The organism is Quyinboa ferrireducens (assembly GCF_042436675.1).
GTDB lineage: Bacteria > Bacteroidota > Bacteroidia > Bacteroidales > UBA5342 > JBHJHP01.
The window spans coordinates 23,201-44,004 of record NZ_JBHMVA010000012.1 but is presented as its reverse complement, the minus strand read 5'-3'; the positions used below and the strand labels follow the sequence as shown (position 1 = coordinate 44,004).

Genomic DNA, 20,804 nt, shown 5'->3' with positions numbered 1-20,804 from the left:
TTTGAATTTTCTTAAAATTTTCATAAATTTTCAATTTGTATTTTTTAATTTCGTAACCTTGTTTTTTAGGTTAAACAGAATATTAATAAAGCATGAGAAAATGGCGCATTGAAGACTCTGCTGAGCTGTATAATATTAATGGCTGGGGAGTTGATCTCTTTTCAATTAACGAAGAAGGTAATGTATATGTAAATCCTAAGAAGGGAATGGCACAGGTTGATCTGAAGGAGTTAATTGATGAATTATCCCTTCGTGATGTTACAACGCCAATTCTGGTCCGTTTTCCTGACATTCTTGATAACCAGATTGTAACAATTTCTGAATGTTTTCAGAGGGCTGCCGCTGAATACGAATATAAAGCACAAAACCATTTGATCTATCCAATTAAGGTCAATCAGATGCGTCCCGTGGTAGAGGAAATAGTAAGCCACGGTAAAAAATATAATATTGGCCTTGAAGCTGGTTCCAAACCGGAATTACATGCGGTTCTTGCAATTAATACAGACCCCGAGTCGCTTATAATTTGTAATGGTTATAAAGATGAAGATTACATTGAGTTGGCATTACTGGCACAAAAAATGGGGAAAAGCATCTTTATTGTCATTGAAAAACTGAATGAACTTAAGCTGGTTGCAAAAATCTCTAAACGACTAAAGATTCAGCCGAATATTGGTATTCGTATAAAACTGGCCAGCACTGGCAGTGGAAAATGGGAAGATTCTGGCGGTGATGTAAGTAAGTTTGGCTTGACATCGAGTGAATTACTGGAAGCGACTGATTATCTGATAAAAAACAATCTGAAGGAATCATTCCGTTTTATTCATTTCCACATCGGAAGCCAGATAACAAAAATACGACGGATCAAAACTGCCCTGAGAGAGGCGTCACAGTTTTATGTGGAACTATGTAAACTTGGCTTCAATATTGAATTTGTGGATATTGGTGGTGGTCTGGGAGTGGATTACGATGGTACAAAATCATCCAACAGCGAAAGCAGCATAAATTACACCATTCAGGAGTATGTAAATGATTCGGTAAGCACATTTGTGGATGCCAGTGATAAAAATGATCTTCCGCATCCTAATATTATTACTGAATCGGGGCGTTCATTAACCGCTCATCATTCGGTGCTGATTTTTGAAGTACTTGAAACTGCTACATTGCCATCATGGGATGAAGAAAAGGATAAGTTAGACGATGATGCACATGAATTGGTTGTAGAGTTATACAACCTTTGGGATACTTTAAATCAGACAAAGATACTGGAAACATGGCACGATGCTCAGCAGATCAGAGAGGAATCTCTGGATAGGTTCAGTCTGAGATTAATAGACCTGAAAACCCGCGCACAGATTGAACGCTTATTCTGGAGCATTGCACGCGATGTATATGAACTGGCCGTTGAATTAAAGCATACTCCCTATGAATTGCGGCAGTTGCCCAAAATGCTGGCGGATAAATACTTCTGCAATTTCTCTTTATTTCAGTCCTTGCCTGATTCCTGGGCGATAGATCAGATTTTTCCAATTCTGCCGATACACCGGTTGCATGAAAAGCCAACACGTGTAGCTACTATTCAGGATATTACATGCGATTCAGACGGTAAAATTGACAATTTTATTGCCACTAAAAATATTTCCTACTATTTACCGGTTCACCGTTTAAGAAGTAATGAATCGTACTATATTGGTGTATTTTTGGTTGGAGCCTACCAGGAAATTTTAGGTGATTTGCATAATTTGTTTGGTGACACCAATGCTGTACATGTTTCTGTGGATGAAAAGGGATATTATATTGATCAGGTTATTGACGGGGAAACTGTTGCAGAAGTATTGGATTATGTACAATACAACGCCAAAAAGCTCGTGAGAACTGTTGAAACCTGGGTGGGAAGTTCCATAAAAGCCGGTAAGATAACAATGGAAGAAGGGAAGGAGTTTCTTTCTAACTACAGGTCAGGGCTTTACGGATACACATACCTGGAATAATTTAACTCAGCATTAAAAGCATTACACCTATTAATATACCCGCCAGATAAATACTTTTCCGGCGGATATTTTTTTCTTTAAAAATAAGCGCGCCAAACGTAAATGCTACTACCACACCACTTCGGCGTATGGCTGAAATTACTGATATTAATGAATCGGTATCGCTAAGTGCATAAAAATATGTAAAGTCCGAAATCACCAAAAAGAGACCAATCATTGGAATGGTCCAACGCCACTTAAAGGGTACAGTTTTACGTTTAGGATACCAAAATAAAAGAGTTGTCGGCAACAGTAATACCACCTGATATACAGAAAACCATGCCTGGATTGCAATTCTGTTATAATTTTGCATCAGATGTTTGTCGTATAATGCGCTGGCTGAACCAAGCAGGGTGGCGAGTACGATAAACCAGATCCATTTGTTGGTTCTGAACGAAATTCCTTCCGTTTTACCCGCAGTTGAAAACAAGTAAAAAAACGTAATAGTTATACCGAGTCCAGTCCACTGGATAGGAGTTAGCTTCTCCGAAAATATTAACAAGGCACCTATCAGTGTCCATACAGGTGATGTTGCTCTGATAGGAGAGACGATGGTTAATGGCAGGTTTTTTAGTGCAAAAAATGCGAATGTCCAGGAAGAAACCACAATGATGGATTTGAGGATTACCAGAAGGTGCTCGTGTTTATTTAAAGTGGGAAGAAATAATCCGGTAGATTTCATAAATGCAGGTTGAGTGGCAGAAAGTATAAAAACAGGAACAAAAAGAAGAGCTGAGGTTGTGCAGGAGAACAGTAAGACAGGAAAAACAGCATTTTCGTTTACCGAATACTTTTTAAATACATCATAAACCCCTAACAGAACTGCTGAAATCAGCGCCAATACTAACCACATCTCCTTGAAATTTGAGGCAAAGATAAAATAGCATTAGCAATTTTGGGATTTCTGAACATTAAAATTGATACATTTTTTTATCTGTATCATTGTTATGAACTGGTAGGATTATTAAATGTTTGACATTAAAATAAATACATATGTAGAAAATTGTCTATGAGGAATAATTATAAATTACTAATTTAAGTCTGAAAACATTTAAAATTGAGTTATTTTTAATATAATTTTGTGCCTTTAATTTTTAATTGGATAAATTTTTCTTTAATTAAATTTTGTATAATATTTGGTGATTGAATATTATAACTTTTCGTTTTAATTGATTTTTACAATAAAACAAATTATATGAAACCTTCTTATATTGAACACATTGGAATTGCTGTTAAAAGTCTTGACGAAGCAATACCATTTTATGAAAATGTATTTGGTTTGGAATGTTATGCTGTTGAAGAAGTCGCGGATCAAAAAGTGAAAACGGCTTTTTTCAAAGTGGGTCAGACCAAAATTGAGTTACTTGAATCAACAGATCCGGAAGGACCTATAGGTAAGTTTTTAGAGAAAAAGGGCGAAGGAATTCACCATATGGCGTTTGCTGTGGATGGATTGGCCGGGAAACTTTTAGCTGCTGAAGAAAAAGGTGTCAGGTTAATTGATAAAACACCGCGTAAAGGAGCCGAAGGTTTGAATATCGCATTTTTACATCCTAAATCCACATTTGGTGTATTAACCGAATTGTGTGAACATCCTAACGAATAATACAAAAATATTCATACTTATGTCTAATAAAGATAAACTGAAAAAGCTCATTGACCTAAGGGATCAGGCCAAAATGGGTGGTGGTGAAAAGAGAATTGAAAAGCAACATGAGCAGGGAAAAATGACTGCCCGTGAACGTATTGAGATGCTGCTGGATGATGGCAGTTTTGAAGAGCTTGATATGTTTGTAACACATCGTTGTACCAATTTTGGAATGGAAAAGAAGAAATTCCTGGGAGACGGTGTAGTTACTGGTCACGGAACCATAGATGGACGTGTCGTTTATGTCTATGCTCAGGATTTTACTGTTTTTGGAGGTTCGTTATCAGAAACTCTGGCACAGAAAATCTGCAAGGTTATGGATATGGCCATGAAGGTCGGTGCTCCTGTAATTGGTATTAACGATTCAGGTGGTGCACGTATTCAGGAAGGTGTTACTTCGCTGGCAGGTTATGCTGAAATTTTTGAGCGTAATATTCTTGCTTCCGGCGTTGTACCTCAGATATCAGCAATTTTTGGTCCGTGTGCTGGAGGGGCTGTTTACTCACCGGCGTTAACTGACTTTATTATGATGACCGAGGAAAACAGCTATATGTTTGTTACTGGTCCTAAGGTTGTTAAAACAGTGACTGGTGAAGATATTTCGGTTCAAAACCTTGGTGGTGCTGAGGTTCATTCATCAAAGTCCGGGGTGTCACATTTTATGGTTGAAAATGAAGAAGAAGGACTCTTATTGATACGAAAACTGATTTCTTATCTGCCACAAAACAACCTTGAAGAGCCACCATTAGTGGAATGTACTGATCCGATAGATCGTCTGGAAGAAGCACTTAACGATATTGTGCCGGACAATCCAAATCAGCCGTATAATGTTAAGGACGTTATACACGCCATTGTTGATGATGGCGAATTCCTTGAAATACACAGAAATTATGCAAAAAATATCGTAACAGGATTTTGTCGTCTGGAAGGTATGAGTGTTGGTGTAATTGCAAATCAACCGAGCTATCTGGCTGGTGTTCTCGATGTGGATGCTTCACGTAAAGCAGCTCGTTTCGTTCGTTTTTGTGATGCATTTAATATTCCGATTCTTACACTGGTTGATGTACCTGGATTTTTACCAGGATCAGGCCAGGAATATAACGCCATTATTACGCACGGAGCAAAACTGATGTTTGCTTATGGAGAAGCTACTGTACCAAAAGTAACAGTAACATTACGAAAATCGTACGGTGGCGCACACGATGTGATGAGCTGTAAACAATTACGTGGCGATTTTAACTACGCCTGGCCAATGGCTGAAATTGCTGTAATGGGAGCCCAGGGAGCAATTGAAGTGCTTGAGGGTAAAAGTATTGCAGCAATTGAAAATGAAGAGGAAAGAGCAAGATATGTTCAGGATAAAACGGATGAATACAAGGAAAAATTTGCCAATCCTTATCAGGCTGCTTCAATGGGATACATTGATGATGTGATCGAGCCAAGAAATACAAGGTTCAGAATTATCAGGGCTTTCCAGAGTCTTCAGACCAAGAAACTCAGTAACCCGCCTAAAAAACACAGTAACATACCATTATAGGAGGAGAAGATATGATATTTCTATTTAGTTCACAGGTTTGGATTATTACCTTTTTGGGGTACGCGATTGTATTTGTTGCATTAGTAACGTTAGTTTATGTATTCTTACTCGTTCCTAAGATTCTCAATATACAAACCCGCAGAAGGCTTAAAAAATCAGGAAAGCTTCATCCGGAAGAGGTTGTCTCAGATAATGATCTTCAGTTAAGTGGTGAAGTAAGTGCAGCTATTGCGATGTCGTTACAACTATTCTTCAATGATTTGCGCGAGGAAGAAAGTAATGTAATAACCATCAAAAAAATAGAAAGACGCTATTCCCCCTGGAGTTCTAAGATTTATGGTTTAAACAATGTAAATTTTCCAAAGTAAGAAGATAAGATGAAAAAGCTAGAATTCACAATAAAGGGCAATAAATACAGTGTTCATATCAAAGATGTGGAAGATAATATTGCGCATATAGAAGTAAATGGTACAGAGTATGCCGTTGAAATCCATCAGGAAGTTAAAAAAACAAAAACGCCTAAGTTGGTTCGTAAGGATGTGGTTAAAAAACCTGGTGAAGGAACTATTACAAAAAGTACCGGAGGCAGTACCTTAAAGGCTCCACTTCCTGGAAGTATATTTAAAATTATGACTTCTGAAGGAGATGAAGTTAAAAAGGGGCAGAATCTGCTTATAATGGAAGCTATGAAAATGGAGAATGATATTAGGGCTGAAAAGGACGGCGTAATAAAATCTTTAAAAGTTAAAGTTGGCGATGCTGTTCTTCAGGGAGATGTTTTAGTAGAATTTGAATAATCACGAAACCATGAAATTTAATAATAAAAAAAGCTTCGTGATGTTTGGTATTATCGGTGTGGTTCTGGCCCTTAATTATGTTTTGGGTTTTGCACAAACCGGTGTTGAAGCCGAAGCATCATCTGGAGCAATGAGAGGGTTAACCAAGTTATGGGAGTTTACCGGTTTTGCCAATTTTGATATCAGGAATCTGATTATGATAGGTGTAGGTATTTTCTTTATTACACTTGCAATTACTAAAAATTATGAACCTCTTTTGCTTATTCCAATTGGAACAGGTATTCTTATAGGAAATATTCCGTTTGTGGAAGGTTATAAAATAGGTATCTATGAGCAGGGTTCTGTGATGAATTATCTATATTATGGTGTACGTCAGGGGATTTATCCTCCATTGATATTCTTGGGAATTGGTGCAATGACAGATTTTTCGTCGTTAATCTCGAATCCGAAACTATTTCTGTTAGGGGCTGCTGCACAGCTTGGTATATTCGGAACTTTTCTTGGTGCCGTTGCGTTAGGATTTTCTTTACAAGAGGCCGGTGCAATTGGTATTATTGGTGGTGCCGATGGTCCAACGGCTATTTTTCTTTCATCAAAGCTTGCTCCGCACCTGATAGGTCCTATTGCGATTGCAGCATATTCCTATATGGCTTTAGTGCCTGTGATTCAACCACCTTTTATGCGTTTGCTTATTACAGAAAAAGAAGCCAAAATCAGGATGAAACCTCCAAGAGCTGTATCTAAAACTGAAAAAGTGGTATTTCCTATTTTGGGTTTGCTATTAACATTGTTTATTGCGCCAAGTGCATTGCCTTTGCTTGGAATGTTGTTTTTTGGTAATCTGCTTAAAGAATCTGGCGTAACCAACCGTTTGGCCGAAACGGCAAGAAATTCGTTAATAGATATTGTAACTATTTTGTTGGGTGTAACAGTTGGTGCCTCAACACAGGCAGATGTATTCTTGACATTTGATTCTATTAAGATTTTCTTTCTTGGGGCAGTGTCTTTCTGTATTGCAACCATGGGAGGTTTGTTGTTTGCAAAAGTGATGAACCTTTTCCTGAAAGGTGACCGCAAAATCAATCCGTTGATTGGTGCAGCTGGTGTTTCTGCTGTTCCCGACAGTGCAAGGGTAGTTCAGCATCAGGGATTAAAGTATGATCCTACCAACCACCTATTAATGCATGCCATGGCACCTAACGTATCCGGTGTAATTGGTTCTGCTGTTGGAGCCGGTATTTTATTAAGCTTTTTGATGTAATCAAATCATTTGTTCTATATTTAGGGGTGCTTTTTAGCACCCTTTTTTTGTTTAATTATTTTGATCTATGAAACCGTTTAATGCGTATAGAAAAAGAATTGAAGTACTGGAATCGGAAATAGCTCTGTTATCCGGCAGACATAATATTTTTTCATTTGTCCGGTTAATCCTGTTTCTCTTATCAGGAGTGTCTGTTTATTTGTTTGCTGTGGGTTATTCATTTTTTATTCCATTAACTGCTATAGCAGCCTTTGTTGCCATATTATTAATCGATAGCAAATTAGTAGCCCGTTTAAAGCTAAAAAGAGCTCTGAAGACTTTAAACGAGGACGAGATAGCGTCTGACAAGAGTCACTCACATCGTATTTTTAGTAATGGCTCAGCCAGTGTTGATCCGAAACACCCGTACAGCTTTGATATTGATGTTTTTGGGGAAGGTTCGCTGTTTAAACATATTAACAGAACCGTAACACCACTGGGAGAAGCACGGCTTTCGGAAACATTGAAAACTGTAAATAAAAACACAGATGAAATAAAAGCACGGCAGGCTTCCGTAGGCGAACTGGCTGAAAATACGGAACTAAGACATGGTTTTATCGTTGAAAAATACCTCAACCCACACGTTCCTGAAGATGATGTAAACAAACTGCTTGAATCAGATGAATTATTAACAATAAATTCTGAGAATATAATTTATCGTGTTTTGCTGATCCTTTTCCCGCTGATTTTTATTTTAAGTGTTGTGTTAGCTTCGGCAGAAAAAGTTTCCAATAATCTACCGTTTATGATGTTCATCCTTCAACTTGCGATTGTAGGAAACTATGTAAAACGCATAAACGGGTACCATCGAATTATAGACAGTATAAGTAAAAACCTGAAAAGGGATGCACGGTTACTTAAAACCATAGAAAAATATACATTTCGATCTGAATTAATTGCCAATCTCAAAAGGGAACTCATTGAAAAGGAAGGTTCTGCACTGAGTGCCATTAAACAGTCCGAACTCTTGCTGAATGCATTTGAAAACCGCATGAATATGGTAGTTTCATTTTTATTGAATGGCGTTTACATGAGAGATTTGTGGTTGATTCTCAGGTTTAACCGCTGGCTGAAAAAATATAAAAATGAAGTTCCTCTTTGGATGGCCCATATTGCTGAGTTTGATGAACTGATTAGCATTGCAAATTTTAATTTTAACAATCCTGACTTTATTTTTCCTGATTCTGAAGGGACATGGTTTTTGAAATCAGAAGAGCTAGGTCACCCGTTAATTGATGCAGAAAAACGGGTTTGTAATAATTTTACAATAACATCAACCGGAGAACTGCATATTGTGACCGGAGCCAATATGTCCGGTAAGAGTACCTTTTTGCGTACTGCTTTAATCAATTTGGTTCTGGCCTCGTCAGGATCAGCTGTTTGTGCTAAAAAGTTTAGTTATAAACCCGCATCCATTTTCTCCAGTATTCGAACGTTTGATAATCTTATAGATGATGTGTCGTATTTTCAGGCAGAGTTGATCCGCTTAAAACAGATGATGGAAGAAGCAGCTAAGGGAGAACCGGTAGTGATAGCCATTGATGAACCACTGAAGGGCACAAACTCGGAAGATAAGCGAAAAGGGTCAATACTATTGCTTGGGAAGATGGTTCAGTTACCCGTTTGTGGTCTGGTTGCTACACACGATTTGGAATTGAAAGTATTGGCTGAAAATGACAAACGTTTCCACCTTATATGTTTTGAACTGCGATTTGAAGGAGAGAAGGTGATTTATGACTATACGCTCAGGGAAGGCGTAACGACCACGATGAATGCCACTATTTTAATGAAAAATATGGGACTGATATAAAAAAGACAGGTGTTGAATCCAACACCTGTCTAAAAATGATTAAAACGAATTTAGTATTACATGATACCGATACCTATTGAAAAAGGAGTGGTAACCGGTCCCTTGTTTTCCTGGAATAATTCTGAAACATAGTAAGTGCCGTAAAGGCTTATTCCTTTGTAACCAACCCTGGCTGTAAACCCATATCTGAATGGATTAAGATAGTAATCGCCATGGTCTTTTTGTTTTACATTTTCAGTTTTGTATTTGGTTTTGGATCCAAGTTTTAAAGCACCAATAGCACCCGCAGAAATAAATGCGTCTCCTCCCGGAAGTGTAATCTCAAGCATGACCGGAACAGTCAGGTAGGAGGTTGTAAGTTTGGTTTTCTTGGCTTGAACCGGAATTGTTGCCAGATCAACCGGTTCTATGCGATTATTTAATTTAGCTATGGTTAGGTTGTTGTCAAAAGTATAATTGTTGAAACTGAAACCTAAGCCTGTAACGATTCCCATTTTAGCTGAATGCCGGGTTCTTCCGTTAATGATTCCAAGGTTTACGTGGAATGGATTAATATTAACCTCAATGGATTTATTATAATTCAGTTCCATAAATTCATTGGTTGGTGAAAAACCAGGATTAGCTCCGTACATGCTGTAATCAGGCGCTGTAAAAGTATTGAGCCCAAGATCAAGTGTTGACCAGTGACCTTTGAATTTTCCCTTTTTTTCATGATGTTCTGCTACATCATTGTCATCATCATTTTGAATCCTGTCGAAAGTAACATCAGCTTTACCGTTAATGTCAGTTACACGCATCATTTTTTTACCTAACCTGACTTCAACAGTGTCCCCGCCTTTATCTGCAATATAGATGTTATCGTATCCGCCAATGGCAAGTTCCGATGCATCACTTCCGTCAACAACTTTTACAACAGACTTGCCCACAATTTTTACCTCTGTTGTATCGGCATTTGATTTTTTTGTAATTGACGTGGACTTTAGTACAGGTTCTGCTATTTCTATGGTGACTTTACCGTTTATATTTTCCAGTTCATCACGGTTTTCCATAATAGCATCTTTAACCTTTTTGTACTGTTCCATTTGTGCCAGCTGTTTACGGTATTCAACTTCATTGGCTTTCATTTGTTTTTGCAGATCAGCCTGTTGTTCTTTCATGGCCTGCTTCTGTACTTCCAGATCCTTTCTAATGGTTTCAACCTCTTTTTTTGCCATTTTATTTTGTTCGTCAGCTATCAGTTGTTGTTCCATTAAATCAATGTCATTCTGTTCTTTTATAGCTTTATCTAGTTCTTTTGACATTTCATCCATGCTTGCAGAAAGCTCTTTTAGCATCATGTTCATGCTTTCTACCAACTCGGATGCCACGGTTTCAATAACCTGGTTCAGACTGTCTGCATCAATGGTTATTACCGTTGACGTACCCTTATTTACAACAGTTACTTCTCCTTTTGCACCTACATCAAGTTTTGTAGTGTCCTGTGCGCTTATTGACCAGATAAACACAAGTAATCCCCCTAGTAAAACTGTTAATCGTTTCATAATCTCTGTTTGTTTGTAGTTTATTGTTTATTGTTCTTTCTTATTGGTAGAGTAAAAGCCAGTAAATCACTGTTTACATTAATTTTACTCACTTTTCCGTTATTATTTGTTTCGTAGTTTATTCTGTCTTTAGATGCTAGCTTGAGAACGTTCAGTACACCTTTTTCAACTTGTTCCCTATCCAGTTTTGCTCCCTGATCCAGTAATTTCTCACCGGTTTTGGCAAAACGTTGCATGGCTTTTTCATTATTGGAAGCAAGGTAATTATCATTGGCGGCAATTGTAGGCCTGACAATCAGAATATATTTTGCTGGTTTTGCTTTCTTTGGTTTCAGTTCCTTGTATTCCTCTCTGTCTTCAATTATTTCATCTGCCTGTTCTGGACGGTAGGCGGTTTGAACCGGATTTCTGTGTGCTGCTTTTTGAGGTTGTTCAATTACAACATCTGAACTCGATTCAGATGTTACATCCGATTTTTCTGTAACATTCTGTTTGTCATTATTATCAGCATTTAAAATATCAGAATTCTGAACGTAACTCCGGTTTGAAATTTCTGCAATTTTTTGTTGTTGCTGTTGTTCAATAGCTTGCTGTGTCCTTGTGTGCCATGGCTTGAAGTAAAACAAGGCAATCAGAAATATAGCTGCTACCGAAGCAATTCTGCCAAAACGTATAAATAAGGGAATAACCTTTGTTTTATGGTAAAGCAGATCTTTATCAGGGAACAACACAGAAAGATCTGGCTTCAATTTGGTTAATGAGAATAGGCGGAATTCTCTTTTAGCCGAACTATGTGTATTGATATAAGCATCAAAATCTGCTTTTTCATCTTCCGTAATATCATTCTCCAGATATGCTACTGCTGTTTCGTTAAAAATTTCTTCGTCTTCGAAGACTGATTGTTTCAATGCTGCTTTATTCGGATATGAAATATTTTCAGGTTTCAGAAATGTTGTTTCCAGTCCCTGAACCTCTTTCCATATATCCGGATTTTCCATCAGGAAATGCTGTAATTCTTTTTTCACATCTTCTGAGATGGTTCCATCCAGCAAATCAACAATGAATAATTCGTAATTTTCTCTGTTAATGTTCATCTCAAACTTTTTAAATAACCACATCTAATGCGCCTATGTACTCCTTTAAAGCGACTCTTCCACGATAAATAGTTATTTTTACCTGGCCTTCATTTAATTTCATTATTTCTCCAATCTCCTGGTAAGAATAACCTTCGTAATCTCTTAATATAATAGCGGTGCGTTGTCTTTCATTGATTTTTGAGAGCGCTTCATTCAGAATCTCTTTCAAATCACTGTAGTTACGTTCTTCACCCTGTTCCGGAAGTGTATCGGTATATACCTGCCTGTATCCTTTACGTTTAACATCGATAACAGCGTTATATGATGTTTTAAAGAGCCAGGGTCCGGCTTTTTCAAATTCAACCTTTTCACGGTTTTTCCAAAGCTTTTCAAAACTTTCCTGAACGATATCCATCGATGCATCTGCATCTTTCATGATCTTTAAAACGTAACGGTAAAGTCTGTCGCTATAATCATCCACTATGATATTGTACTCTTTTGTCGTCACTTTCTCATCTTATTTCCATATGCAAGACGTAATGCTATTTAAAAAGTTACATCAGAATTAAAATTAATGATCCCGAAATAAATATGCTGTAAATTTATGATATTGTCTGCAGCAAATAAGAACTTTTAACGAAATACCTGTCATGTAACCCATTAAGCTGAACCCTTAAAATGAACGACCCGCCCCAGAGTTGACAGGGTATCAATAAGGAATTATTCGTTTATCGCCACCAAGGGCAGGGAATAAAACCCATAGATTCCTCGACAAAAGCTCGGGATCAGTTCGACTTTGTAATTTCAATTCACTTTATTTCTGAAATCACAGTCTCACTGATTCAATTTTCATTTGTTATCTTTGTGGCTTAATTAGTATCAAGTATCACGAATCAAGACACAAGATAATTTTGGACATAATTTATGGGGAGTTGAAGACTGTTAATAAGAAAGTAAATTAAAGGAACTCAAAATCAACAAAATTTGTAATTCAATATTCCAATTTCGAAATTAAAAGTCCTGATACCTGATACCTGATACCTGATACTTAAAGGATGAAGATAATTGTTGGTTTATCAGGTGGGGTTGATTCCAGTGTGGCAGCATATTTGCTGAAAGCGCAGGGATATGATGTGCATGGATTGTTTATGGTAAACTGGCACGACAGAACCGGAACTTTAACCAGTAGCTGTACCTGGGAGGATGACTGGGACCTGGCTCAGATGGTAGCAAAAAAACTGGACATCCCCATTGAATTGGTCGATTTGTCTGAAAAATATAAACAGCGGGTTGTGGATTATATGTTTGATGAATATGGTAAAGGCCGCACTCCCAATCCGGATGTATTGTGTAACCGGGAAATAAAATTTGATGAATTTCTGAATGTTGCTCTTGAAAAAGGTGCCGATCTTGTAGCTACAGGTCATTATTGCAGAAAGTCAGAGCAAAATGGTGTATATTCACTTCTGGCCGGTTTGGATCAGAATAAAGACCAGAGTTATTTTTTATGTCAGCTGAACCAGGAGCAATTGTCCCGTGCCTTATTTCCAATTGGTGAATTGACAAAACCGGAGGTCCGGAAAATTGCAGAAGAGGTCAAATTACCAACGGCTACCAGGAAAGACAGCCAGGGAATCTGTTTTGTAGGTAAAGTTCATCTTCCGGACTTTCTTAAACAAAAACTTGAACCGGAGAAAGGAAATGTTATAGAAGTATTCTCCACACAACGGATCTTTAAGGATCAGCACAATGACAGGGTTTCAACAGACGAAGACTTGATCCGATTATCTGCACCTTACGATTTTGCATCCGTTCGGGGAAAAAAGGTGGGCGAACATAACGGGGCACATTATTACACGGTGGGTCAGCGCAAAGGGTTAAATATTGGAGGATTTAAAGAACCGCTTTTTGTACTGGGAACCAAAACTGATACCAATATTATATATGTAGGAGAGGGGCAGGATCATCCGGGACTGTTCAGAAAGGGATTATTTATTAAAACCGATGAGGTTCACTGGATCAGAGAAGATTTGAAAATAGGGACCGGAGAGGAGCAAAGATTTGAAGTTAGGATAAGGTACAGACAACCGCTTCAGCAGGCAACATTATATTCCAGGGAGGAGGGTATTTACATTATTTTTGATGAGCCACAACGAGCTATTACGCCCGGACAGTTTGCAGCCTGGTATCATGACGATGAGTTGATCGGATCGGGTGTTATTAATGCCTGAATTCTGATTCTGTCCATGTGGTTGTTAATTTATTGTTAATCAAAAATGCTTGTTTTTTGAACAAATTTTCTAAAACGCCTTTCATACGCGATTTTTGGTGCTCTACAGCATATTTTTAGTTCTTAATATTAAATAAAGGTACAAATCATTAAATAAATGTGATTTTTCCCTGAAAACGTTTGGTTAATTGGTAATTTCCTATAAATTTGTGAATGTTTCAAGAAAAACTAATTGTTAACTCTAAAAAAAATTTATTATGAACAAAGCTCAATTAATTGATGCAATTGCTGATAAAGCTGGACTTAGCAAAGCCGATGCCAAAAAAGCCCTCGACGCTGTTGTTGCTTCTGTTACTGATGCACTTAAAGCTGGTGATCGTGTAGGTTTAGTAGGTTTTGGATCTTTCTCAGTATCTGAAAGAGGTGCCAGAACTGGTATCAACCCTCAAACTAAAGCTACTATTCAAATCCCTGCCAAAAAAGTTGTTAAATTTAAAGCAGGTGCTGAATTAGGTGATGCAGTAAATTAATCAGTTTTTCTGGTAAAGATATTTGGGAGTGCACTAGGCGTACTCCCATTTTTATTTTATGATGTCTGATCTTAAGCTAATACAATTCCTTACTCAATTTCTCACAGAAGACCGAAATGCTGCAATGGACAGGGTTCTGACAGAACGAACAAGATATATTACAGTCGTTCTGGAAGATATTTTTCAGTCGCAAAATGCCAGTGCAGTCCTCAGAACCTGTGACTGTTTCGGCATTCAGGATGTCCATATTATTGAAAATTATAACGATTACGATGTGAATCCTGATGTGGCACTGGGCTCAGACAAGTGGTTGACCATGCACAAATACAACGATCAAACTGAAAATACGTCTGAAGCCCTGAAGCATTTAAAACAGAACGGTTACCGTATTATTGCTACCACACCCCATACCGACGATATACTACTGGACGATTTTAACCTGGAAGATGGAAAATTTGCATTGGTTTTTGGAACGGAGCAATCCGGTATTTCAGAAACTGTTGAAGAATATGCCGATGCTTTTTTGCGCATACCCATGTACGGCTTCACTGAAAGTTATAACATTTCCGTTTCTGCAGCCATTTGTTTGCATGACCTTGTTAAAAGGTTAAAGAACAGCTCTGTAGCCTGGCAGCTTACTTCGGATGAACGTAATGAATTAAAATACGAGTGGTTAATGAAATCCATAAAGAAAAGCGAACTTGTAGTTGAGCGGTATTATAAGGAAAGTATCTGTTTAAAATAAATTCATTAAATTTGGTTGTTATCCAAATTTAATGCCTTGAGCCCTAAGTCTTTCATATATTCTGTTTCTTTTGTAAGAATATTGTTGCCAATTATTGCAGGTATTTTTGTATTTCACTTTTTAAGTCATCTTTGGGATTGTAGTAATAACTGGTTTCTGCTGGTCTTGGCTATCCTTATTGCTCTGTTTTTGCTTTATTATCACTGCCGCAAAACATCAAGGTCTTTTGTTTTCGGCATAACTTTAAACGTATTTCTGCTTATTTCAGGTTTTCTTATTTTTAGTACTCACGAGTCAAATACCATTATTTACCCGGAAATTGGAAAATACACTGTGGTTGCTAAGGTTGAACACAAACGCATTTTGTCCGAAGGCAGATCAATAATAGTAATTAAAACATTACAAGCTGAGAATTCCATTAAAAGCTATAAAGCCAGTTTGTTTTGGCAACATGATGATCCTGAAGTCATTCCCGGAGCAGTTGTACTGATCCGTGCTACATGTAATACTGTTAAAAATAAAGGAAATCCCGGTGAATATGATTTTGCATCGTACCTAAGACGACAGCATATTACTACAAATGGTTTTGTGCAATCCGTGGAAATACTGGAAGTAAGAAAAGATTATTTTCATATCGTTTGGGTACTGAAAGAAAGACTTAAAAAGTTATATCAGAATGCCGGATTTAGACCAGAAAATGCAGCATTGCTGTATGCCCTGACTTCCGGTGATAAAAGCCTGATCTCGGACGAACAAAAAGAAGCCTTTAAAAATTCCGGTGTTATCCATATTCTGGCTGTTAGCGGTCTCCATGTAGGAATAATGTATATGATGATCTTTGCACTTTTAAAGCCTTTGTCCAAAAGGAAATATGGCAGATTCGTTTCTTTTTTTGTAATCTTAGTAATTCTTATGATATATGCATTATTCACAGGCTTAAGTCCTTCTGTGACAAGAGCAGTAATTATGTTTATACTTATTGATCTGACCCGGTTATTACGAAAACCTCATCTTATTTATAATGTGATTGCTATCAGTGCTTTTATCATTGTTATAGCAGATCCACATTATCTGTTCGAACCGGGACTCTGGTTGAGTTACGGTGCAGTTTTGTCGATCTTGTTAATCATGAATCTGGCTGCACCTTATTTGAGAGAGAAGCCTAAAGTGTTAAAACGAATTTTTGAAGTTGCACTGGTAACTATTGCTGCTCAACCCGGAACTTTACCACTGGTTTTATTTTGGTTTAAACAGTTCCCAAAGTATTTCCTTGTCACCAACCTATTCGTAATCCCTTTCATAGGCATTGCTTTGATTTACAACTTTGTCATTATTATTCTGGGAATATTTGGTGTGCCTTTAGAGTTTATTTCCAAGCCGCTGGACTGGCTAATTACTTTCATTAATCTTGTCCCTGAGATGGTCTCAGGATTGAATGATGCAGTATTTTCAGGGATCAATATCAGCTTTGAAATGGTATTGTTGCTCTATAGCATATTTATAGTACTTATTACAATGATGTACCGTCAAAATCTGAAGTTGTTGAAACATGTTTCTGTTTTAGGAATAGCTTTGATTTTGTTCAGTGGTTTTAGCGGTTATAAGTCAGAAAAGAGGAGAGAAGTGGTTGTATTTAATTCGAGTTCAATAATAATTGCAGAAAGAGCAGGTAAAACATGTATATTTTATACGCCAACCATGGATGAACCGGATCAATGTACAACCGATTATGTAAATGATACTGGAATCCAAGGTTCATATGCAGAACGGTTGAAAAATTTTCAGTATGCCGGCGGTGAATTATTTCAGTTGGTTTCGGACCGAAAAGACAGATTGATGGAATTACCGGTTAAACGATATCTGTTGCTGGAAGCTTTTCCTTATAATTTAAGTGTTGCAAAGCCTTACATAAAACAGTGTATTATTTTGCGATCATGCAATTATTACGACACGGAAAAGATTGTTGACTGGTGCGATAAAAACAATATTTCTTACTACGATATAAAACAAAAAGGGGCGTTCCTTAAGACACTTGCCAGTTATTGAAATTTCAACTTACCACCTTGATAAAAATATCATTCATGCTGGGGATCAGTTCCTCAAATCCAAGAATGGAATGATCTTTCATCAATACTTTTAGTACGTCATTCGGATTATGTCCTTCTTCAAGATGAATGACCAGTTGAAGATTCTCTTTTAATTCTTTTTTATCCATCAATTCGGCCCATTTTGGAAGGTCGCCGTTAAGTGTATAATTATTCCCTTCTATCAGGAATCTGAATGTATTGGATTTATATGTATGCTTAATATCCGTTACATTACCTTCCAGAATTACCTTCGATTTGTTGATCAGTGCAATGTCATCACAGATTTCCTCTACAGAACTCATGTTATGTGTTGAGAAAATAATAGTGGCACCTTTTTTCTTCAGTTCAAGAATTTCATCTTTTAACAACTGGGCATTTACCGGATCAAAGCCGCTGAATGGTTCATCAAAGATGAGCAGTTTGGGTTCGTGCAATACGGTGGTAATAAACTGCACTTTTTGTTGCATTCCTTTAGAGAGTTCTTCCACCTTTTTGTCCCACCAGGGAAGGATGTCAAACTTGTCAAACCAGTATTTCAGTTTTTTCATGGCATCATTCCTGCTTAATCCCTTTAACTGCGAAAGGTAAAGCGCCTGTTCTCCAACCTTCATCTTACGGTATAAGCCTCTTTCTTCAGGAAGATAACCGATATGTTCCACATCCAGATTCGACATTCTTTTCCCATCCAGCAACAGTTCACCGCTATCAGGTGCAGTGATCTGATTAATGATCCGGATCAGCGTTGTTTTGCCGGCTCCGTTGGGGCCCAGTAAACCAAAAATATGATTCTCAGGAACAGAGACAGAGACTTTATCCAGCGCTAAATGATTGGAATATGCTTTGACTACGTCGCGGGCTTCGATAAGGGGCTTACTCATAATTTTATTGTTTTAAGCAAAAATACATTTTTTATTTTAGAACCAAGACACAAGACATAAGACATAAGATTTTTTGCAGAAATACTAATAGTGTATACGAAAAATCAATCCTTGATTTGTATTGAAGAATGTTCTATCTGGAATTCTCTGTTCCGAAGTATCGGAACATCTCCATTTTCAAAAAAGAGGAAAGTCTTGATTCTAACGTCTTATATCTTGTGTCTCAAATAAATTTGCTGCTTTGATGTTAGTTCGGTATTTTTGCACAAATTTTTTCAACGCTTACAATGGAGAGTAATTCAAGATATGATAAACGTGGCGTTTCAGCCTCAAAAGATGATGTGCATAATGCCATAAAAAACGTAGATAAGGGAATTTTTCCGAAAGCATTTTGCAAAATTGTTCCCGATTATCTTGGAGGTGATCCGGACTACTGCAACATTATGCATGCAGATGGTGCAGGCACAAAATCTTCTCTGGCTTACATGTACTGGAAAGAAACCGGCGATTTGTCAGTCTGGAAAGGAATTGCTCAGGATGCATTGATTATGAATGTTGATGATCTTCTGTGCGTTGGAGCTGTTGAAAATATTCTGGTATCATCTACCATAGGACGTAACAAAAACCTTATACCCGGAGAAGTTATTTCTGCTATTATTAATGGTTCGGAAGAATTGATGCAGGAAATGCGGGATATGGGTATTTCGGTATACAGTACTGGTGGTGAGACAGCTGATGTTGGTGACCTTGTAAGAACCATTATCGTGGATTCTACCGTAACTGCGCGATTGCATCGGTCTAAAGTGATATCCAATGATAACATAAAAGCTGGTGATGTGATTGTTGGTTTGTCTTCTTCGGGTAAAACCACTTATGAGAAAGAATATAATGGTGGAATGGGCAGCAACGGACTAACTTCGGCGCGTCACGATGTATTTGCACATTATCTGGCAGACAAATATCCTGAAAGTTATGATGATGCGATCGATAATGATCTGGTGTATTCCGGTTCATACCGATTGACGGATAAAATTGAAGGTTTAGGTCTGAATGCAGGAAAACTGGTGTTATCACCGACACGTACCTATGCACCCGTTATAAAGACTGTACTGGATGAGCTGGGATCCGAAATAAACGGGATGGTGCATTGTTCAGGTGGGGCACAAACCAAGGTGATGCATTTTGTGAATAATTTAAGAGTGATTAAAGATAATATGTTTCCCGTTCCGCCTCTTTTTAATATTATTCAGAAGGAATCCGGTACGGATTGGAAAGAAATGTATAAAGTGTTTAACATGGGGCACAGGATGGAAATATATCTGCCTGAATCCCATGCACAAAAAGTGATGGATATTGCAAAATCCTTCAATCTGGACGCGAGGATTGTAGGACATTGTGAGGCGTCTGATGTCAATTCCCTGACCATCAGATCAGAATTTGGGGAGTTTACTTATTAAAACTATATGGCTGAAAAGAATAATCTTTTAAATCGGCTGGAAACCGTAAAAATTAGGTTCGAAGAGGTGTCGCAATTGATTACCGATCCGGAAGTGATTGCTGATATGAACCGTTATGTAAAACTGAATAAGGAATATAAAGATTTAGATAAACTCGTTAAGGTCGCCAGATCCTACGAGCAAACTCTGGATACCATTGCAACTGCTAAAGAAATTTTAGCAGAGGAGAGTGATCCGGAGTTGCGTGAAATGGCTAAAATGGAACTGGAAGAACTGGAACCACAGGTGGCACCCAAGGAAGAGCAGATAAAACTGATGCTTGTTCCTGCTGATCCGGAGGATTTTAAAAATGCCGTAATGGAGATCAGGGCAGGAACCGGCGGAGATGAAGCGAGTATTTTTGCAGGTGATTTGTTCAGAATGTACACAAAGTATTGCGAAACAAAAGGCTGGAAAGTAGAGGTTACGCATTATAACGAGGGAACATCAGGCGGTTATAAGGAAATTGTGTTCAACGTATCCGGAGAAGGTGTTTACGGTATTCTGAAGTACGAGTCGGGAGTACATCGTGTGCAGCGTATTCCCCAAACCGAAACCCAGGGAAGGGTACATACATCCGCATCAACTGTGGCTGTATTGCCCGAAGCAGAGGAATTTGATGTGGAACTGCGAAATGAGGATATCCGTCGTGATGAGTATTGCTCATCCGGACCTGGTGGTCAGTCTGTAAATACGACATATTCGGCAATTCGTTTAACACATATCCCTTCCGGTATTGTGGTAACCTGTCAGGATCAGAAGTCGAAGCTTAAAAACCTTGATAAGGCTATGGCAGAGTTACGCACACGTTTGTATAACCTGGAATATCAGAAAAGGATGGAGGAACTGTCCGCCAAACGTAAAACAATGGTGTCAACAGGTGACCGTTCTGCCAAAATTCGTACTTATAACTACCCTCAGGGACGTGTAACAGATCATAGGATCAACTATACACTATATAATCTGTCTGCTATTATGGACGGTGATATTCAGGATATTATAGATAAACTGATGATCGCTGAAAACACAGAAAAGCTGAAAGAAGCAGGATACTGATATAAGACATAAGATTCAAGACACAAGACACAAGACATAAGATTTT

General features: G+C 37.9%; 18 protein-coding genes. 13 read left to right on the top strand and 5 right to left on the bottom strand.

Annotation, left to right across the window (positions count from 1 at the left end; all coding sequences use genetic code 11):
* The first annotated feature begins 92 nt into the window (after nt 1-92).
* Nucleotides 93-1,988, top strand: a complete 1,896-nt coding sequence (gene speA, locus ACE01N_RS15455) for a biosynthetic arginine decarboxylase (RefSeq protein WP_380590883.1) — start codon at nt 93-95, stop codon at nt 1,986-1,988.
* A 1-nt stretch (nt 1,989) separates the two neighbouring features.
* Here the strand turns inward: speA and ACE01N_RS15450 are convergent, their stop codons facing one another.
* Nucleotides 1,990-2,880 (bottom strand): EamA family transporter, encoded by an 891-nt coding sequence (locus ACE01N_RS15450; protein ID WP_380590880.1) that lies wholly within the window; start codon nt 2,878-2,880, stop codon nt 1,990-1,992.
* Between the two features lie 342 nt (nt 2,881-3,222).
* On the opposite strand from ACE01N_RS15450, the gene mce reads away from it, so the two are divergent.
* From mce to ACE01N_RS15420, 6 genes are all read left to right on the top strand, one after another.
* The gene (mce, locus tag ACE01N_RS15445) at nt 3,223-3,633 is read left to right on the top strand and encodes a methylmalonyl-CoA epimerase (RefSeq protein ID WP_380590877.1); all 411 of its coding nucleotides are present in this window, start codon (nt 3,223-3,225) and stop codon (nt 3,631-3,633) included.
* A 19-nt stretch (nt 3,634-3,652) separates the two neighbouring features.
* The gene (locus ACE01N_RS15440) at nt 3,653-5,212 is read left to right on the top strand and encodes an acyl-CoA carboxylase subunit beta (protein WP_380590874.1); all 1,560 of its coding nucleotides are present in this window, start codon (nt 3,653-3,655) and stop codon (nt 5,210-5,212) included.
* 11 nt (nt 5,213-5,223) lie between these two features.
* Nucleotides 5,224-5,580 (top strand): OadG family protein, encoded by a 357-nt coding sequence (locus ACE01N_RS15435; protein WP_380590871.1) that lies wholly within the window; start codon nt 5,224-5,226, stop codon nt 5,578-5,580.
* Between the two features lie 9 nt (nt 5,581-5,589).
* Nucleotides 5,590-6,009, top strand: coding sequence for a biotin/lipoyl-containing protein (locus ACE01N_RS15430; RefSeq protein WP_380590868.1), 420 nt, complete (start codon nt 5,590-5,592; stop codon nt 6,007-6,009).
* 10 nt (nt 6,010-6,019) lie between these two features.
* Complete coding sequence (locus ACE01N_RS15425) at nt 6,020-7,270, top strand: sodium ion-translocating decarboxylase subunit beta (protein WP_438826949.1); 1,251 nt, start codon at nt 6,020-6,022, stop codon at nt 7,268-7,270.
* Nucleotides 7,271-7,337: 67 nt separating this feature from the next.
* On the top strand, nt 7,338-9,119 hold the full coding sequence (locus ACE01N_RS15420; protein WP_380590865.1) for a MutS-related protein: 1,782 nt from the start codon (nt 7,338-7,340) through the stop codon (nt 9,117-9,119).
* 56 nt (nt 9,120-9,175) lie between these two features.
* Here ACE01N_RS15420 and ACE01N_RS15415 read toward each other — a convergent pair whose 3' ends face one another.
* The 3 genes from ACE01N_RS15415 to ACE01N_RS15405 are packed head-to-tail and all read right to left on the bottom strand — an operon-like array spanning nt 9,176 to nt 12,244.
* Nucleotides 9,176-10,660: an outer membrane beta-barrel protein gene (locus ACE01N_RS15415; RefSeq protein ID WP_380590862.1), complete on the bottom strand. Its 1,485-nt coding sequence runs from the start codon at nt 10,658-10,660 to the stop codon at nt 9,176-9,178.
* 20 nt (nt 10,661-10,680) lie between these two features.
* The gene (locus ACE01N_RS15410; protein ID WP_380590859.1) at nt 10,681-11,754 is read right to left on the bottom strand and encodes a hypothetical protein; all 1,074 of its coding nucleotides are present in this window, start codon (nt 11,752-11,754) and stop codon (nt 10,681-10,683) included.
* 10 nt (nt 11,755-11,764) lie between these two features.
* Complete coding sequence (locus tag ACE01N_RS15405; RefSeq protein WP_380590856.1) at nt 11,765-12,244, bottom strand: RNA polymerase sigma factor; 480 nt, start codon at nt 12,242-12,244, stop codon at nt 11,765-11,767.
* 547 nt (nt 12,245-12,791) lie between these two features.
* Between ACE01N_RS15405 and mnmA the strand changes: the two genes are divergently transcribed.
* The 4 genes from mnmA to ACE01N_RS15385 all read left to right on the top strand — a co-directional run bounded on the left by mnmA (nt 12,792) and on the right by ACE01N_RS15385 (nt 17,287).
* Entirely contained in the window at nt 12,792-13,967 is a 1,176-nt protein-coding gene (gene mnmA, locus ACE01N_RS15400) for a tRNA 2-thiouridine(34) synthase MnmA (RefSeq protein ID WP_380590853.1), read from the top strand.
* A 256-nt stretch (nt 13,968-14,223) separates the two neighbouring features.
* Nucleotides 14,224-14,496, top strand: a complete 273-nt coding sequence (locus ACE01N_RS15395; protein ID WP_375718977.1) for an HU family DNA-binding protein — start codon at nt 14,224-14,226, stop codon at nt 14,494-14,496.
* Between the two features lie 58 nt (nt 14,497-14,554).
* Nucleotides 14,555-15,241, top strand: a complete 687-nt coding sequence (locus tag ACE01N_RS15390; protein WP_380590848.1) for a TrmH family RNA methyltransferase — start codon at nt 14,555-14,557, stop codon at nt 15,239-15,241.
* A gap of 36 nt (nt 15,242-15,277) precedes the next feature.
* On the top strand, nt 15,278-17,287 hold the full coding sequence (locus ACE01N_RS15385; protein ID WP_380590845.1) for a ComEC/Rec2 family competence protein: 2,010 nt from the start codon (nt 15,278-15,280) through the stop codon (nt 17,285-17,287).
* Nucleotides 17,288-17,291: 4 nt separating this feature from the next.
* Here ACE01N_RS15385 and ACE01N_RS15380 read toward each other — a convergent pair whose 3' ends face one another.
* Nucleotides 17,292-18,206 carry an ABC transporter ATP-binding protein gene (locus ACE01N_RS15380; RefSeq protein ID WP_380590842.1) on the bottom strand — a complete coding sequence of 305 codons (915 nt, stop codon included), beginning with the start codon at nt 18,204-18,206 and terminating at the stop codon, nt 17,292-17,294.
* A 287-nt stretch (nt 18,207-18,493) separates the two neighbouring features.
* On the opposite strand from ACE01N_RS15380, the gene ACE01N_RS15375 reads away from it, so the two are divergent.
* Together ACE01N_RS15375 and prfA are read left to right on the top strand one after the other, a co-directional pair.
* Nucleotides 18,494-19,663, top strand: a complete 1,170-nt coding sequence (locus tag ACE01N_RS15375; RefSeq protein WP_380590839.1) for an AIR synthase related protein — start codon at nt 18,494-18,496, stop codon at nt 19,661-19,663.
* Between the two features lie 6 nt (nt 19,664-19,669).
* Nucleotides 19,670-20,758: a peptide chain release factor 1 gene (gene prfA, locus ACE01N_RS15370; protein ID WP_380590836.1), complete on the top strand. Its 1,089-nt coding sequence runs from the start codon at nt 19,670-19,672 to the stop codon at nt 20,756-20,758.
* Nucleotides 20,759-20,804: the final 46 nt, after the last annotated feature.

Excerpts from the sequence above, each read along its gene's own strand:
- ACE01N_RS15390 (WP_380590848.1), top strand. The coding sequence starts at position 14,555 with ATGATGTCTGATCTTAAGCTAATACAATTCCTTACTCAATTTCTCACA.
- ACE01N_RS15395 (WP_375718977.1), top strand. The coding sequence starts at position 14,224 with ATGAACAAAGCTCAATTAATTGATGCAATTGCTGATAAAGCTGGACTT.
- ACE01N_RS15415 (WP_380590862.1), bottom strand. The coding sequence starts at position 10,660 with ATGAAACGATTAACAGTTTTACTAGGGGGATTACTTGTGTTTATCTGG.
- ACE01N_RS15380 (WP_380590842.1), bottom strand. The coding sequence starts at position 18,206 with ATGAGTAAGCCCCTTATCGAAGCCCGCGACGTAGTCAAAGCATATTCC.
- ACE01N_RS15450 (WP_380590880.1), bottom strand. The coding sequence starts at position 2,880 with ATGTGGTTAGTATTGGCGCTGATTTCAGCAGTTCTGTTAGGGGTTTAT.
- ACE01N_RS15440 (WP_380590874.1), top strand. The coding sequence starts at position 3,653 with ATGTCTAATAAAGATAAACTGAAAAAGCTCATTGACCTAAGGGATCAG.
- prfA (WP_380590836.1), top strand. The coding sequence starts at position 19,670 with ATGGCTGAAAAGAATAATCTTTTAAATCGGCTGGAAACCGTAAAAATT.
- mce (WP_380590877.1), top strand. The coding sequence starts at position 3,223 with ATGAAACCTTCTTATATTGAACACATTGGAATTGCTGTTAAAAGTCTT.
- ACE01N_RS15420 (WP_380590865.1), top strand. The coding sequence starts at position 7,338 with ATGAAACCGTTTAATGCGTATAGAAAAAGAATTGAAGTACTGGAATCG.
- ACE01N_RS15410 (WP_380590859.1), bottom strand. The coding sequence starts at position 11,754 with ATGAACATTAACAGAGAAAATTACGAATTATTCATTGTTGATTTGCTG.
- ACE01N_RS15435 (WP_380590871.1), top strand. The coding sequence starts at position 5,224 with ATGATATTTCTATTTAGTTCACAGGTTTGGATTATTACCTTTTTGGGG.
- ACE01N_RS15375 (WP_380590839.1), top strand. The coding sequence starts at position 18,494 with ATGGAGAGTAATTCAAGATATGATAAACGTGGCGTTTCAGCCTCAAAA.
- ACE01N_RS15425 (WP_438826949.1), top strand. The coding sequence starts at position 6,020 with ATGAAATTTAATAATAAAAAAAGCTTCGTGATGTTTGGTATTATCGGT.
- ACE01N_RS15430 (WP_380590868.1), top strand. The coding sequence starts at position 5,590 with ATGAAAAAGCTAGAATTCACAATAAAGGGCAATAAATACAGTGTTCAT.
- mnmA (WP_380590853.1), top strand. The coding sequence starts at position 12,792 with ATGAAGATAATTGTTGGTTTATCAGGTGGGGTTGATTCCAGTGTGGCA.
- speA (WP_380590883.1), top strand. The coding sequence starts at position 93 with ATGAGAAAATGGCGCATTGAAGACTCTGCTGAGCTGTATAATATTAAT.